The sequence below is a fragment of the Kitasatospora sp. NBC_00458 genome (genome assembly GCF_036013975.1).
GTDB lineage: Bacteria > Actinomycetota > Actinomycetes > Streptomycetales > Streptomycetaceae > Kitasatospora.
Map to the genome: position 1 here is coordinate 710,125 of NZ_CP107904.1, position 15,312 is coordinate 725,436.

The window sequence follows — 15,312 nt, forward strand, 5'->3', positions numbered from 1 at the left end:
TCCGGCCGGTTCGGGCACCGGCCGGACCCACGGCGGGTCAGAGCGTCTTGAGGATCTGTTCCAGCTGGTCGAGGATCCGGTCGGCCTCGGGGTAGCGGCTGGTGAAGAACGCCGGGACGGGGTGGACCTGCTGGGCCTTGGCCGCCTTGAGGGCCTTCCAGTTGGTCTGGTTCATCAGGTCGGTGGTCTCGGCGGAGGGCTTGCCGCCGGCCTCGTCGCCGTCCACGAGGATCACGTCGGCGCCGTCGAGCTTGCCGATCTCCTCGAAGGAGAGGTCGGCCCAGGCGTCCTCGAAGCCGACGCCCGGCAGGGCGGCGAACCTGCCCCCGGCGTCCTTGACGACCAGGCCGAGCCAGGACTTGCCGTCGTAGGCGGAGAACTTGCCGGACTCGCCGGAGTTGACGATCGCCCAGTCGGTCTTCGCCAGCTTGTCGGCGTAGGTGCTCTTGATCCGGGCGGCCTTCTCCTCGTACGCCTTCTTCACCTTGAGACCGGCCTCGGGCCGGCCGGCGGCGTCGGTGACCTTGAGGGTGGTGGCGAGCAGCTCGTCCGGGTTGCCGATGCCGAAGGAGACCACGGGGGCGATCGGCTTCAGCTTGTCGATCTGGAACTGGACCCGCTTGGGGGCGGAGATGATGATCAGGTCGGGGGTGAGCGAGGCGATCTTCTCGAAGTTCAGCTCGTTGCCCTCGCCGACCAGCGGGATCTCCTTGACCTTGGCCTTCTGCTCGGCGGAGAGCGCGGCGTCGTCGATCGAGGTGACGCCGACCATCGGGATCCCGGAGTCCAGCAGCCAGGCGGCGGCGTAGGAGAGGCCGATGATCCGCTTGGGCTTCGCGGGGACGGTCACGTCGCCGTCGGGCGTGGAGACGACCCGGGTGGCGTTCGCCGACGCGGAGGACCCCTTGGTGTCGGAGGCGCTGCCGTCGGAGCTGGTGGTGCAGGCCGCGGCACCGGCGATGAGGACGGTGGTGAGGAGGGCGGCGAGCAGCCCGCGCGGCCCGCGGGCGCCTCTCTGCCGGGAGTTGTCGGGGCTTGCGATGTGACGGGTCACCTGTGGTGCCTTTCCGGTTTCTTCGGGTGGGGCGGCGGGCCGTAAGGGGTACGGGGCCGCCGGGTTCGGGTCCCTCGGCCCCTGGGGCCGGGTGCTCGGGGGGAGTGATGCCGCGGAGCGGGACGGGTCGGGCGTGGCGTGGCGTGGCGGGTCGGGTCGGGTCGGGGTGTCGCGGGTCAGGGCGCGGCGGGCGACGGGGCGGGCGACGGGGCGGCCGGGGCCTGGGCGGCGGCTCCGTCCGCCTCGCCGGGCTCGCCGCCCTGGCCGTTCCCGCTCCCCTGGCCGTTCCCGCTCCCCTCGTCGCCGGAGTCGTCCTCGTCCTCCTCGTCGGGGAGCGTGGCCCGGCGCAGGCCGGGCACGGCGAGGGCGACCACGACCGCCGCCAGGGCGCAGACCAGCCCGTTCACCAGGGCCGCCCCGCCCGGGTTGAACCACCGGGCGAGCAGGGCCACTTCGGCCTCGCCGCCGATCTCGCCGCTGGTCTGTTCGGCGGTGACGACGCTGACCATCCGGCCGCGCAAGCGGTCCGGGGTGTGGTGCTGGAGCAGCGCGTAGTCGAGGATCGCGGCGACGGTGCCGGCGGCACCGGCCACCGCCAGCGCCACGAAGGCCGGCACCACGGACGGGCTGAGGCCGAAGGCGGCGACGGCCAGACCGGTCACCAGGACGGCGCCGAGCAGCACCGCCCCGGGGCGCCTGCTGCGGCCGACCCAGCCGCTGGTGGCGGAGGCGATGACGGCGCCGACGGCCGGAGCGGTGTAGAGCAGGCCGAGCATCAGCTCGCCGCCGCCGAAGCGCTTGTCGACGAGTTCGGGGAAGAGCACGACGGGGACGCCGAACAGCGCCGTGGCACCGCCGAGCAGGAGCAGTCCGCCGACCACCCGGTGCTTCACCGCGTAGCGCAGCGCGACCAGCGGGGAGCCGTTGTCGGCGGCCGGCCCGCCCTCGGGGCCGTCGTCCGGGCCCTCGTCGTCCCGGACGGGCGGCAGCGGCCTGAGCCTGGTGACCAGCAGGGTGGTGAGCGCGGTGGTCACGGCGGTGACGGTGAAGGCCGTGCCGGGGCCGGACGCGGCGAGCAGCACACCGCCGAGGAAGGGCGCCGCCACCGAGCCGATCTCGGTGGTGAGCGAGAGCAGCGCTCCGGCGGCCGGGAGCTGGTCGCGCCGGACCAGCGTCGGGGCGACGGCCATCAGGGCGGTCACGCTGACACCGGAGGCGAGGCCGTCCCAGGCGACGCAGACGTAGATCGCCAAGAGGCTCGGCTCGGGCTGGAAGGCGTTGGCGGCGAGCCCGGCGAAGGCCAGGGCCGCGGCGCCCCGGGCCACGATGATCAGGCGGCGCCGGTCGGTGCGGTCGGCGAGGACTCCGCCGACCAGCGAGCCGACCAGCACGCTGACGCTCATGACCATGCTGACGGCGGCGACGGTCAGCGTCGATCCGCTGAGGTCGTAGACCTGGGCCGCGAGGGCGACGGTGGCGACGCCGAGGCCGAAGAGGGAGACGGTCCGGGCGATGAAGACCGCGCGGAAGTCGCGGCTCGCCCGTAGTGGGGCGATGTCTATCAGCAGGTCGCGCAGGGACACTCGGGGACTCCTGGGAGGGGCGGAACGGACCGCGGCGGGGCGGGGCACGGCAGGACGGGGCACGGCGGGGCGGGGCACGGCGGCGGGCGGGCGGGAAGCCGAGCGCGGCGTCGCGGGCGCGGACGCGGTCGTCGGGGTCCGTCGCGGTCGGTCGCGGTCCCCGTCGGAATGACCGGGGGCGGTATGTCGGGGGCGGGACGGTCGGGGCGGGGCCACGGCCCCGGGTCAGCGGGCCGCCCGGACCCGTTCGGGCGTCCCGGCCCGCGGGACGACGGGCCGGAGCGCCTCGCCGGGCGGCGGTGCGACCGCCCGCAGCAGGGGTCCGGTGGCGGCGGTGGTCAACAGGGCCATCAGCACGATCACCGTGTAGCCGGTCTCACTCAGCACCCCGGCGGAGAGACCCACCGAGGCGACCACCACCTCCACCGCGCCCCGGCAGTTCAGGCCCACCGCGACGGCGAGGCCCTGACGCCGGGGCAGTCTTGCGAGCCGCGCGCCCCCGTACGCGCCGGCCACCTTGCAGCCGATCGCCACCGCCAGGTAGCCGGCCGCCCAGAGCAGCGACTCGGCACCGCCCAGGACGGTGAGGTCCATCCTCAGTCCGGCGACCGCGAAGAAGACCGGCGCCAGCAGGACGAGCGTGACCGGCTCCAACTGGGCACGCAGGCGCGGCCGGTAGTGCCGCGACCGCCCGATCAGCAGGCCCGCCGCGAAGGCGCCGAGCAGGCCGTCGGAGCCGGCCGCGTCGGCGGCCACCGCGAGCACCAGGGCGAGCACGACGGCCACCAGGAGGTCCCCGGATCCGCCGGTCCCGGCCTCGCCGTCACCGGCGGGCCCCGGCTTCCGGTCCGACCGCCGCACCCGGGCGAGTGCGGCGTCGACCAGCCGCGGCGCGAGCAGCACGAGGGCCGCCGTCAGCAGGAGCAGGCCGGCCACCGGAGCCAGCAGCTCCCCGGCGTCGCCGCCGCCCGGTCCGGCGAGCACCGTCACCCCGGCGAGCGCCAGCCACCCCACCGCGTCCGAGACCAGCGCCACGGTGAGGATCATCTGGCCGAAGTCGGCCTTCAGGTAGCCGAGTTCCGTCAGCACGCGGGCGACCACGGGGATCGAGGAGATGCTGAGGGAGACGGCGACCAGCAGGACGAACGACGGCCGGCTCGCGGCCGCTCCGGCGAACGACGGCGGCAGCAGCACGGCGAGGCCGAGGCCCGCCACGAACGGCACCAGGACGGCGCCCGCGCCGATCAGCAGCGCCGGGCGGCCGAGCCGGCGGATCACGCCGAGGTCGGTGTCGAGACCGGTGAGCAGCAGCAGGAAGGCCGCACCGAGCCAGGCCACCGTGTTGATCGGCGCTCCGAGCAGGGTCTGGCCGGGGACGAGCCGGTGCTCGGCCGCGGGCCAGAGCACCCCGAGGACGGACGGTCCGAGCAGCACGCCCGCCGACAGCTGTCCGATCACCGCGGGCTGTCCCAGCCGGCGCGCGGCGGCACCGGCGAGGTGCGCCACCACGGTGATCACCAGCAGCTGTACCAGCATGGCCCACTGGGCCGCGTGGCCGAGGGAGGGAAGGCCCACGGGTCTCCCGACCTGCCTTTCGTGCTCGTCGTGGATCGGCCCGCACGGATCGTGCGGGCCCTGTCGTCGCGGGGTGCGCGCGGGATGCACCCGGGGTGCGCGGGCGCGGGCGGCGGGTGCCGCCGGGCCGGTACCGGCCGGGCCGCCGACCGGTACCGGCGGGTGCCGGCCGCCGGGCGGGCGTGGCGGTGCCCGCCCGGCGGCCGGGGTCCGTCAGCCCGCGGCCGGCTCGGCCCAGGAGAGGCCGTCGGCGCCGGGCACCAGGCCGTCGGGCAGCAGCGGGGACTCCTTGGTCGCGGTGCCGAGGACGCCGCGCCGCTGGATCTCGTTCATCTCCTGCATCACGTCGCCGACGACCTTGGCGCCGAAGAGGTGGTTCATCCGCTCACCGGACTCGGTCTGCATCGACCCCGTGGCGGCGACGGCGTCGGACAGCGCCTTCGAGGAGGAGGCGAACCGCTCGGCCAGCGCGGCGGAGTCGGTCAGCGCCCGCTCCCGGGAGGCGACGCCGCCGACCAGGGTGACGAACGCCTCCAGGTCTGAGGAGTCGAAGGCGGTGACCTTCTTCGCCTTCCAGAAGTAGTTCTCCTCGCTGCCCTGCATGTCGTAGAAGGCGCTGAGGAACTCGTAGAAGACGCCGTACTCGCGGCGGTAGCGCCCCTCGAACTCGCCGAAGGCGCGTTCCTCGGAGATCCCGTCGGCCAGCACGCTGTTGATCGACCGGGCCGCCAGCAGACCGGCGTAGGTGGCGAGGTGGACGCCGGTGGAGAAGACCGGGTCGATGAAGCAGGCGGCGTCGCCGACGAGCGCCATGCCGGGCCGCCAGAAGCGGGTGTTGGCGTACGAGTAGTCCTTGCGGACCCGCAGCTCCCCGTAGGTGCCCTCGGTGACGCGGGTCGCCTCGGAGAGGTGGTCGCGGACGATGTCGCAGCGGTCGATGAAGCCGAGGAGCGCCTTCTCCTGCTCCTCGGGGGTGCCCTGGATGTCGGACGCCCGGTTGCGGCTGATCACCGCGCCGACGCTGGTCAGCGTCTCGCTGAGCGGGATGTACCAGATCCAGCCCTCGTCGAAGGCCGCGCAGAGGATGTTCCCGCGGTCCGCGCCGGGCAGCCGCTTGCCGCCCTCGAAGTAGCCGAACAGCGCCAGGTTCTTGAAGAACTCGGAGTAGACCCGCTCCCCTCCCGCGTGCCTGCTGATCCGGGTCTTGTTGCCCGACGCGTCGATGACGTACCGCGCGGCGACCTCGTGGACCCGGCCCTCCGGGTCGGTGTAGCGGACCCCCCGGACCCGCTCCTCGTCCTCGACGACCTCGCTCACCGGGGAGTTCTCCCGGACGTCGACGCCGTGCTTGGCCGCGTTGCGGAGCAGGATGTCGTCGAACTTCATCCGCTCCACCTGGTACGCGTACGAGGTGGGCCCGGAGAGTTCGGGGGCGAGGGCGAAGAGGAAGTTCCACGGCACCGGGTTGGTGCCCCAGCGGAAGCTGCCGCCCCGCTTGACCATGAAGCCGGCCTTCTCCATGTCCTCCTGGACGTCGAGCAGGCGACATATGCCGTGGACGGTGGCGGGGAGCAGCGACTCCCCGATCTGGTACCGCGGGAACGTCTCCTTCTCCAGCAGCAGGACCCGGTGGCCGTGCTTGGCCACCAGCGTGGCGGCGGTAGAGCCGCCGGGTCCGCCGCCGACCACGATGACGTCGAACTCTTCGTGCAGTGTCGCTTGTTGCGCAGTGTTCACTGGGGAGTCTCTCCTGGTGGTGACGGGCTGCCTCGGATCAGGGGGTGCGGAGCTGGTCCCACCAGCGTTTGACGGTCGCCTCGCCGGCGAGGTCGACGAAGGTCACCTCGGTGCCCTTGTCGCGCCACCGCTGGACCAGGGTCATCAGTCGGATCGAGTCCATGCCCTGATAGACGAGAAGTTCGTCGTCGTCGAGCTCCTGAAGGTCGATCTGGAGCACCTCGGCGACGTCCTGCCTGATGCCGTCCAGGGACAGCGCGTCGGTCGGGGGGATATCAGGCATCGATCGGCGTCCTCCTCTTGTCACGGGGGGGTGGCGGGCATGCGGCACGGGCCGTCGACCGGGGCCGGGGCCACCGGAGCCGACGGGGCGCACGCCAGCGGCCGAAGGCCCCTGACCACCCGTTCTACTTAGGTAAGGCTCACCTAACTCTCATTCGGACCCCGCTGTCAACCCGCCGGGCGACCCGGATCCGACGCCCCGACGGATTTCGCTGATGTCACGTCACGTCGTCGGCCCGAAAGGGGAATCCCGGGGCAGGCCCGCACCAAGGCCACCGGATACGGCCGCGGCGGACCCCGAGGCGCCCCGCAGGCCCCGCGGCGCACCTGCGGACGGCGACCGGCCGCCCCCGCCGCCCCGGAACCGCCGACGGGGCGCGGCGATCACCGGCGGAACGGGCTCCGGGACCGGCCCGAAGCGGCCGCCGACACGCCGGATCCGGCCCCCGGGCCGGGGCGGGAGCGGGCAGCGGAATCCCCCGCCTTCCCGATCAACGCCCCTCCATGGATCGGACACGGTGAATTCCCGGAAACGATCGGCGCAAGGGAGCGGAAACTGTCACCGGCGCCGGGTTCCCCCGCAGTTCCCACCGCCGCCGGGACACCCGCCCGCAGGTCCGCCCGCGGGCCGCGAGCGGGCCGCGAGCAGGCCGCACCCGGGCACGCCGAGGACGCCCGTCACACCGACCGGTGTGCGGGCGCACGACGACGCACCCCGGGCCCGGCCGGGCCGGACGGGGGCGCCACGAGGACACGACGGGAGCTGCGGCTGCGGACAGCGACGGACAGGGCACGAGGTCGGCGACGGGCGCGACGGAGAAACCGGGCCCGACGGGGAGCACCGGCGCGACGAAGGCGGCGCCGCCCGCCGGACGGGGGTCGTACGTGGCGCCCGGACCCCCACGGCCGGGCGCCACGGGTCCTCAGGGCCGCCAGTAGCCCAGGGCGTGCACCCGTGATCCGGGCACGGCCAGCTCCTTGCGGGTGAACCGGGCGAGCGCACGGGTGGTCGCCGTGTCGCAGGCGATCCACACGTACGCCGCCGCCGGGTCGCCGAGCAGGCCGGGCAGGTCGGCGCGGACGGCGGCCACCAGCCGCGCCCCGGCGTCCTCGCGGGGCACCCGGCGCACCTCGTGGCGGGCCGGGCGGACCCGCAGCGGGAGGTTCCCGTCGCTCCCGTACCGGGTCTCCAGCCAGACGGTGGCCGGCACCTCGGGCAGTGCGGACAACAGGGTGTTGATCGCGGGCACGGAGGCGCTGTCGCCGATCAGGAACATCCGCTCGGGCAGCGGATCCGGCTCGGCGAAGGCGGAGCCCTGCACGGTCGCCTGGACGGTCTCGCCCGGTTCGGCCGCCCGCGCCCAGCGGCTCGCGGGCCCCTCGTGCAGGGCGAACTCCACGGCGAAGGTCCCGGCCACCGGATCCGGGTCGACCAGGGTGTAGGCGCGCTGGTGGGGGCGGTTCGCACCGGGGAACCAGACCCGCACCCACATCGTCGGATACACGCCCGTGACCGCCAGCATGCCCCCGTCCGTGAAGTGCACGCGACGGCAGTGCTCGGTGACGTCCTCCGCCCCGGTCACCGTCAGCGAGAAGTCCCTGCCCCGCATCAGCTTGAGGACGACGCCCTCCCAGCCATGCCCCATGACATCCTCCAAACCCCCGAGAAAGTTAGGCCAGCCTAACCTATCTTGACAGGAGTGGGAGTCGCCCGGACAGCCCCCCGAGGAGAGTGCGTGCGCCCCTCTTCGCGCCGGAGCCGCTCCCGCCCGGCGGCTCGCCCCCGTTCGGCGCAATCGGCCGACAATTGGCCCGAACGGTGCTCTCGTGAGGAGGCATCAGACGAACGCCCCTCACCGGAGGTCCAGTTGTCACACCCCCGCCTCACCCGGCACACCCGCCGCTCCCTGGCGGCGGCCGTCGCCGTCGCCTCGGCGGCCTGCGTGCTCGCCGCCCCCGCCGCCTACTCCCGCGGCGCCGACCCGGCCCGGGGCAACCGCGCCGCGATCACCATCACGGAGAACCGGCTGCCCTTCACCACCCGCTTCCAGGGCGACTTCCACGGGTCCGTCACCCACATCAGCAACGCCCTGATGACCTGCGACGAGACCAAGCCCCCCGTCGACCCCGCCCAGCCGCCGTGCGAGCAGGCCCGCACCGGGGCGGGCAGCCGGCCGATCAACAACAACTACCAGATGCGGTACGTCAACATCGATCCCGGCAGCATCGGCCCGCTCGGCGACGCCATCTACTCCGCGAGCTCCGCCGACCTGCAGCTGCCCGCCGGCTCGGTCGTGAAGTACGCCCGCCTGTACTGGGGCGGCACCCGCGGCATCGGCGACGTCGTCCTGCCCGAGAGCCAGATCGACGAGATCTACCTCAAGTTCCCCGGCGACGGCCAGTACACCAACATCGCCAACCAGCAGCCCTCCATCGGCTACATCACCACCGACGAGGAGAGCAGCTACCAGGCCTCCGCCGACATCACCGACCTGGTCAAGCAGCACGGCACCGGCACCTACACGGCCGCCAACATGGACTCCGTGGTCAAGCCGCACAGCTGGGGCGGCTGGACCGTCGTGGTCGCCTACGAGGACGTCTGCGCGCCGCTGCGCCACGTCCACCTCTGGGACGGCTTCCAGCCCGAGCTGCCCAACAGCCCCGCGCTCTCGGGCACGCTCAGCGGGATCAGGACGCCGGCCACCGGCCCGGTCACCGGACACCTGGGCTGGGTCGTCTACGACGGCGACCACAAGTGGAGCGGCGACACCATGGACATCAAGTCCACCAACGGCCCGCTGACCCGCTTCACCGACGTCAACCACCCGGCCGACGACGCCTTCAACTCCACCATCGACAACCCGAACCCCGCCCAGCGGTTCCCCCGCAACCCGGCGCCGCGCAACAACTTCGGCTACGACGCCAACCGCTGGACGGTCTCCCCGTTCCTGCGCAACGGCGACACCGACGTCACCGTGACCGTCAACACCCAGGGCGACGGCTACAACCTGGGCGTGTTCTACGCCGACATCGACCTCGACGCCGACGCCGTCCGGGCGGCCGGACCCGCGCCCGAGTCCACCTGGACCGGCGCGAAGTGACCGCGGGCGCGCGGTAGCCGCCGACGCGGCGGGGCGGGACCGGCTCGGCCGGTCCCGCCCCGCGGCACGTCCGGCCGGGGCCGCCGGCCTACCGGCGGGCGTCCGCCGGGACCTCCGCCACGGTGTCGGTCCACTCCTCGGCGAGCAGACCGAGGACGACCTGGTCGCTGAAGGAGCCGTACGTCCAGGCGGAGCGCCGCAGGGTGCCTTCGAGGACGAAGCCCGCGCGGGTCGCGGCGGCGATCATCGGCAGGTTGTCGGCCAGGGTGTCGACCTGGAGGCGCTGCAGTCCGCGGACGGTGAAGCCGTAGTGGCAGAGCAGGGCGACCACCTCGTGCGCCAGGCCGCGGCCGCGGAAGCCGGGGAGCAGCGCGATGCCGAGGTGGGCGGTGCGGCTGTGGGTGTCGATGCCCCACAGCAGCGCCTCGCCGGCGAGTTCGCCGGAGGAGCGCTCCACGACCGAGAAGCAGGCCGCCTCGTCGCTGGGGGCCGCCACCGCGTAGGGCGACGCGGCGGCGCCGGGCGAAAGGGGCTGCCAGGGGCGGGAGTCGGCCCGGGAGCGGGTGGCGACGTCGTCGTACAGCTCGGACTGGAGGACCGGGACGTCGCCGTCGTGCCGGGCGCGGAGGGTGATGAGGGGGGTTTGTAGCATGTCACATTGTCTACAGGGGTCGACGAGGCCCTGCAACCGAATTGACGCCGCCCCCGTGCGACGTGCCCCTCCGCCTCCCGCTCCACGAGCCCGCCCACCGTCCCGCGAGCCCGCCCGCCGAGCCGTCCTGCCCTCGCGCCGAGCCCTCCGGCCCGCCCGGACCGGACCGTCAGGACCGGACCGTCCGTCATCGGCCTTCGCCCGCAGCCGCCCTGACAGGGCATCGGCACCGGTGGCCGGGAACCCGTCACGACATGGCCGCGTCACCGGCCCCGGAGGCCCCGGGCTAGGGTGTGATCGTGAGTCTTCATGTGGTTGTCGGATACGGGCCCGCGGGGGCGGCCACCGCTCGGACGCTGGCCGAGCGGGGCCATGAGGTACGTGTGGTCACCAGGTCGGGCCGGCCCCCGGAGCCCGGCATCGAGCACGTGGCGCTGGACGCCGCCCACCCCGAGCGGCTGACCGGGGCCGTCCGCGGCGCCGCCGCCGTCTACGGCTGCGCCGCGCCGCCCCTGCACCGGTGGACGACCGACTGGCCGCCGCTGGCCTCCTCGCTCTGCACGGCGGCCGAGGCGACCGGGGCCGTCCTGGTCATGCTGGGCAACCTCTACGGCTACGGCCCGGTGGACCGCCCGCTCACCGAGGACCTGCCGCTCGCGGCGACCGGGCACAAGGGCAGGGTCAGGGCCGCGGTCTGGGAGCAGGCCCGGACCCTGCACGAGGCGGGCCGGATCAGGGCCGTCGAGGTGCGCGCCTCGGACTTCTTCGGCCCCGGCGTGACCGACGGGGGCCACCTGGCCTCCCGGGTCGTGCCCCGCCTGCTGGACGGCAAGGCCGTCACCGTGCTCGGCGACCCCGACACCCCGCACAGCTGGACCTACCTCCCCGACACGGCCGGGGCGCTGGTCGAGGCCGCGGGCGACGAGCGGGCCTGGGGACGGGCCTGGCACGTGCCGACCGCTCCCCCGCTGTCGGTCCGCGCGATGGTCGACCGGCTCGCCGCCGAGGCGGGCACCGGCCCCGTGGCCGTCCGCAGGCTCCAGCCGGCGGTCCTGGGCCTGGCCGGGCTCTTCTCGCCGCTGCTCCGCGAACTGCGGGAGGTCCGCTACCAGTTCGACCGCCCGTTCGTGATCGACTCCGCCGCCTGGGAGTCCGCGTTCACGCTGCGCGCCACCCCCGTCGAGGAGCAGCTCCGGGCGACGGTGGAGTGGTGGCGCCGGCAGGCCGGCGCCCGGGCGACGCACGGCTGAGCCCGGGCGTCGCACGGCTGAGCCCGGCGGGCCGGACGGCGCCGGTGCCCGCGGGCACCGGCGCCGTCACCGCCGAGCCGGGTCAGGCGGACTCAAGGCGCTCGACGATCCGCTCGCACAGCTCGTGGGTGCGCAGCGCGTCGTGGGCGTCCAGGGTCCTCCCGCTGCGGACCGCGTCCAGGAAGGCCAGCACGACCTGCTCGATGCCGCGCTGACGGGCCACCGGGACCCAGTCGCCGCGGCGGCGGACCGTCGGCTGGCCGCGGTGGTCGACCACCTCGGCGAGGTTGTGGACCTCGCGCTTGGAGTCGCCGCCGGAGACCTCCAGGATCTCCTCGGTCGAGCCGGAGAGCCGGTTCATGATGCCCAGCGCCGTGAAGCCCTCCCCGGCCAGCGTGAGGACGACGTGCTCGACCAGGCCGTCGCGCACCCGGGAACGGACGTCGACGTGCTCGATCTCGCCGGGCACCAGGAAGCGCAGCACGTCCACGACGTGGATGAAGTCGTCGAAGACCATCGTCCGCGGCGCCTCGGGCAGGCCCTCGCGGTTCTTCTGCAGCACGATCAGGTCCCGCGGCCGCTCCTTCGCCTGCACGTAGCCCGGCGCGTGGCGGCGGTTGAAGCCGACCATCAGCGAGCGCCCGGTGCGGTCGGCGAGCTCCACCAGCCGGCGGGACCCCTCCAGGGTGTAGTCCAGCGGCTTGTCCACGTACACGTCGACGCCGGCGGTCAGCAGCCGCTCGACGATCGGGACGTGCTGCGCGGTGGACGCGTGCACGAACGCGGCCCGGATGCCGCTGCCGATCAGCTCGCCGAGGTCGGTGAACCGGTGCGCCGGGTCGATCCGGTGGGCGTCGCCGATCCGGTCCAGCTTCGCCCGGTCCCGGGTCATCAGCCGCAGGTCCACACCCGGCAGGGCGGTGAGCACCGGCAGATAGGCCTTCTGCGCGATGTCGCCGAGGCCGATCACCCCGACCGGCAGCACGGCGTCGGGAACGGCGGTCTCACTCATGGGATCTCCTGCCACGGGACGAACGATCATCAGGCGGACCCCACCCTACGAGCCCGACCGGCGGCCGGACCAGGCAGCCCGGACGCGCCGCGCTCGACCGCGCTCCCCGGGCCGGCGGCCTGCCCGGCTCCCCGGCCGGTGCCGTGCCCGCGCCGTGCCCGCGCCGTGCCCGGCTCCCCGCACGGTGCTACTCCCGCGCCCGCAGCCGGTCGATCGCCTCGTCCAGGGTGGACGCCGCCATGATCAGCGACAGGTGGGTGAAGGCCTGCGGGAAGTTGCCGAGCTGCTCGCCGCTCGGGCCGATCTCCTCGGCGAACAGGCCCACGTGGTTGGCGTAGGTGTGCATCTTCTCGAAGGTGTACCGGGCCGGGCGGACGCGGCCGGCCCGCGCGAGGGCGTCGACGTACAGGTAGGTGCAGAGGCTGAAGGTGCCCTCCGAGCCCCGCAGCCCGTCCGGCGACGCGGCCGGGTCGTAGCGGTACACGAGGCTGTCCGAGACGAGCTTGCGCTCCATCGCGTCCAGGGTCGACAGCCAGCCCGGGCTCTTCGCCGCCAGGAAGCCGACCCGCGGGATCAGCAGCAGGGAGGCGTCCAGCACGTCGCCGCCGTAGTGCTGCACCAGGGCCTGCTCGCTCTGGCTCCACCCCCTCTCCATCACCTGCTCCAGGATCGTGTCCCGGGCGTGGCGCCAGCGCGGGATGTCGGCGGGCCGGCTGAGCTCGGTCGCCAGGCGCATGCCGCGGTCGAACGCCACCCAGCACATCACCCGGCTGAAGGTGAAGTCCTTGCGCCCGCCGCGCGTCTCCCAGACGCCCTCGTCCGGGCGGTCCCAGTTGTCGGTCAGCCAGTCCAGTGTCCGGGCGAGCCCCTTCCAGCCGTGGTAGCCGAGCTCGACGCCGGTGTCCATGCCCTCGGCCAGGGCATAGAGGGACTCGCCGTAGATGTCGAGCTGCAGCTGGTCCGCGGCGGCGTTGCCCGCCCGCACCGGCCGCGACCCCCGGTAGCCCTCCAGGTGGTCGAGCACCTCCTCGGTCAGGTACGGGTCGCCGTCGACCCGGTACATGATCTGCAGGCGCTCGCCGGGCAGGTCCGCCCGGTCGTGCATCCGGTCGCCCAGCCACTTGGTGAACGCCGACGCCTCCTCGGCGAACCCGAGGTCGAGCAGCGCGCGCACCGAGAGCGCGCCGTCCCTGACCCACGAGTACCGGTAGTCCCAGTTCCGCTCGCCGCCGACCTGCTCCGGAAGCCCCATGGTGGCGGCGGCCACCGGGGCGCCGGTGGGGTGGTAGGTGAGCAGCTTGATCGTGATGGCGGAACGGTTCACCATCTCCGCCCAGCGCCCCCGGTAGCGCGAGGTGTGCAGCCACTTCTGCCAGAAGTCGACCTCCGCCCACAGCCTCGTCGTGATGTCCTCGACGGTCAGCGGCGGCGGCGCCCCGGCGTCCGCGCCCCCGGTGGTGAACACGGCGGCGGCGGACTCCCCGACCCCGAGGGTCACCCCGCCCGTCACGTCCGTCCCGTCCCGCTCCAGCGGGAAGCTCGCCTGCAGGTGGCCGGCGATCCCCGGACCGCGGAAGACCGCCTCCCGGGGTCCGAGGTCCAGGTCGTGCCCGGCCCGCCCGTAGTCGAACCGCGGCCGGCACTCCAGGACGAACCGCACGGTGCCGCGCACGGCCCGGATCACCCGGATCAGGCTGTGCCGGTCGGTCGCGGTGCGGCCGGTGTTCGCGGGCATCCAGTCGAGGACCTCGCCGACGCCCTCCGGCGACATGAACCGCGTGACCAGCACCGCCGTGTCCGGGTAGTACAACTGCCGGCAGGAGACGTCCTCGTGTTCGGGCGCCAGCCGGAAGTACCCGCCCCGGTCGTGGTCGAGGAGCGCGGCGAACACGCTCGGCGAGTCGAACCTCGGCGAGCAGAACCAGTCGACCACGCCCTGGGACGACACCAGGGCGGCGGTCTGGAGGTCGCCCACCAGTCCGTGGTCGGCGATCGGGGGGTAGCGGTCCATGAGCATCCAATCGCGGGGGTGCGAGGGCGTGTCCACCGATGGCCGACACGCCGGGTGGAGGGCGTGGGAGACCCGCCCCGGCCCGGGCGGGACGCCGTCGGCCGGGCCTCCCCCGCCGCCGCCCGGCGACGGCGCCCGCCTCCGGACGGGGCCCGCCGTCAGGCGATGACGTTGACCGCCCGCGCGATGACCAGGCCGAGCAGGAGCAGGGAGACTATGGACTGGAGCCCCATCGCGATCTTGGCCCAGTGCGCCAGCGGCATGACGTCGGTGGGGCTGAGGGCGGTGGAGTTGGTGAGCGCGAGGTACAGGTAGTCGACGTAGCGGGGCCGCCAGTGCGCCGGGGCGATCGCGGGGCTGAGCTGCTGGGGGAAGGCCAGGCCCGGGATCTCCGGCATGTGGTGGGCCCGGGCCGCCGCTCCACCGCAGTCGAGTTCGGAGTAGAGGAGCGAGAAGGCCAGCACGGTGCCGCCCCAGACGCAGCCGCCGCTCCGCAGCAGCGCGGACGCCGAGTTCGTCACCGGCCCCGCGTGCACCAGGTCGTCGACCAGCCGGCCGGTCGACCAGATCGCCCCGCACGCCAGCACCACCACCAGGGCGACGGACACCCCGCGCAGCACGGTCGAACGGCGGTCGATCCGGCCGGGGTCGGCCACCATCAGCGTCAGCAGCAGCAGGCCCTCCACCGAGGGCAGCAGCCAGCGCGGCGCCAGGCGCAGCTCGTCGGGCATGACCAGGGTCAGCGCGATCGCGACGGCCACCGCCCCGGCCATCGGCCACCGGGCGTCGCCGTAGACCTCCGGCTCATCCGGCCCGGCCACAGTCACGTCCTTTCCCACGGCGCCCCGCCCGGCGGGATCCCGCCCATTGTGCAGGCGCGCCCCGCCCGCGGACGGCGACACGCACGAGCCGCCCCACCCCCGTCACCCGCCGACCGGCCGCACCCGCGCAGGTGCCTGCTACGCCCGGGCACCTCCCGGCCGCGCACACGGCTGCCTCTCTGGAAGGGGGATCGCGAAATGGGACTGATCGGGGTGGAGTGGAGCGGGTGGCGG

Annotated in this window: 12 protein-coding genes; 2 read left to right on the forward strand and 10 right to left on the reverse strand. The window is 74.1% G+C overall.

All coding sequences use genetic code 11. From position 1 onward, the window contains the following. Positions 1 to 37: 37 nt before the first annotated feature. From OG550_RS02785 to OG550_RS02810, 6 genes are all read right to left on the reverse strand, one after another. Entirely contained in the window at positions 38 to 1,054 is a 1,017-nt protein-coding gene (locus tag OG550_RS02785) for an ABC transporter substrate-binding protein (RefSeq protein WP_327674104.1), read from the reverse strand. 176 nt (positions 1,055 to 1,230) lie between these two features. Then, entirely contained in the window at positions 1,231 to 2,637 is a 1,407-nt protein-coding gene (entS, locus tag OG550_RS02790) for an enterobactin transporter EntS (RefSeq protein ID WP_327674106.1), read from the reverse strand. A 225-nt stretch (positions 2,638 to 2,862) separates the two neighbouring features. Continuing rightward, the gene (locus OG550_RS02795) at positions 2,863 to 4,212 is read right to left on the reverse strand and encodes a cation:proton antiporter (protein WP_327674107.1); all 1,350 of its coding nucleotides are present in this window, start codon (positions 4,210 to 4,212) and stop codon (positions 2,863 to 2,865) included. A 213-nt stretch (positions 4,213 to 4,425) separates the two neighbouring features. Then, positions 4,426 to 5,949, reverse strand: a complete 1,524-nt coding sequence (locus tag OG550_RS02800) for a tryptophan 7-halogenase (RefSeq protein WP_327674109.1) — start codon at positions 5,947 to 5,949, stop codon at positions 4,426 to 4,428. A 37-nt stretch (positions 5,950 to 5,986) separates the two neighbouring features. Continuing rightward, positions 5,987 to 6,232, reverse strand: coding sequence for a phosphopantetheine-binding protein (locus tag OG550_RS02805; protein WP_327674111.1), 246 nt, complete (start codon positions 6,230 to 6,232; stop codon positions 5,987 to 5,989). A gap of 922 nt (positions 6,233 to 7,154) precedes the next feature. Next, positions 7,155 to 7,877 (reverse strand): siderophore-interacting protein, encoded by a 723-nt coding sequence (locus OG550_RS02810; protein ID WP_327674113.1) that lies wholly within the window; start codon positions 7,875 to 7,877, stop codon positions 7,155 to 7,157. A 222-nt stretch (positions 7,878 to 8,099) separates the two neighbouring features. Here OG550_RS02810 and OG550_RS02815 point away from each other — a divergent pair, with 222 nt between their 5' ends. Then, positions 8,100 to 9,332 carry a hypothetical protein gene (locus OG550_RS02815; protein WP_327674115.1) on the forward strand — a complete coding sequence of 411 codons (1,233 nt, stop codon included), beginning with the start codon at positions 8,100 to 8,102 and terminating at the stop codon, positions 9,330 to 9,332. 88 nt (positions 9,333 to 9,420) lie between these two features. Here the strand turns inward: OG550_RS02815 and OG550_RS02820 are convergent, their stop codons facing one another. Then, the gene (locus OG550_RS02820) at positions 9,421 to 9,984 is read right to left on the reverse strand and encodes a GNAT family N-acetyltransferase (RefSeq protein WP_327674117.1); all 564 of its coding nucleotides are present in this window, start codon (positions 9,982 to 9,984) and stop codon (positions 9,421 to 9,423) included. A 299-nt stretch (positions 9,985 to 10,283) separates the two neighbouring features. Here OG550_RS02820 and OG550_RS02825 point away from each other — a divergent pair, with 299 nt between their 5' ends. Next, positions 10,284 to 11,234 (forward strand): NAD-dependent epimerase/dehydratase family protein, encoded by a 951-nt coding sequence (locus tag OG550_RS02825; RefSeq protein ID WP_327674119.1) that lies wholly within the window; start codon positions 10,284 to 10,286, stop codon positions 11,232 to 11,234. 82 nt (positions 11,235 to 11,316) lie between these two features. On the opposite strand, the gene OG550_RS02830 is transcribed toward OG550_RS02825, so the two are convergent. From OG550_RS02830 to OG550_RS02840, 3 genes are all read right to left on the reverse strand, one after another. Further along, positions 11,317 to 12,216, reverse strand: coding sequence for a Gfo/Idh/MocA family protein (locus OG550_RS02830; protein ID WP_327683662.1), 900 nt, complete (start codon positions 12,214 to 12,216; stop codon positions 11,317 to 11,319). Positions 12,217 to 12,433: 217 nt separating this feature from the next. After that, positions 12,434 to 14,263 carry a glycoside hydrolase family 15 protein gene (locus OG550_RS02835; RefSeq protein WP_327674120.1) on the reverse strand — a complete coding sequence of 610 codons (1,830 nt, stop codon included), beginning with the start codon at positions 14,261 to 14,263 and terminating at the stop codon, positions 12,434 to 12,436. 152 nt (positions 14,264 to 14,415) lie between these two features. Further along, the gene (locus OG550_RS02840; protein WP_327674122.1) at positions 14,416 to 15,078 is read right to left on the reverse strand and encodes a hypothetical protein; all 663 of its coding nucleotides are present in this window, start codon (positions 15,076 to 15,078) and stop codon (positions 14,416 to 14,418) included. Positions 15,079 to 15,312 lie beyond the last annotated feature (234 nt).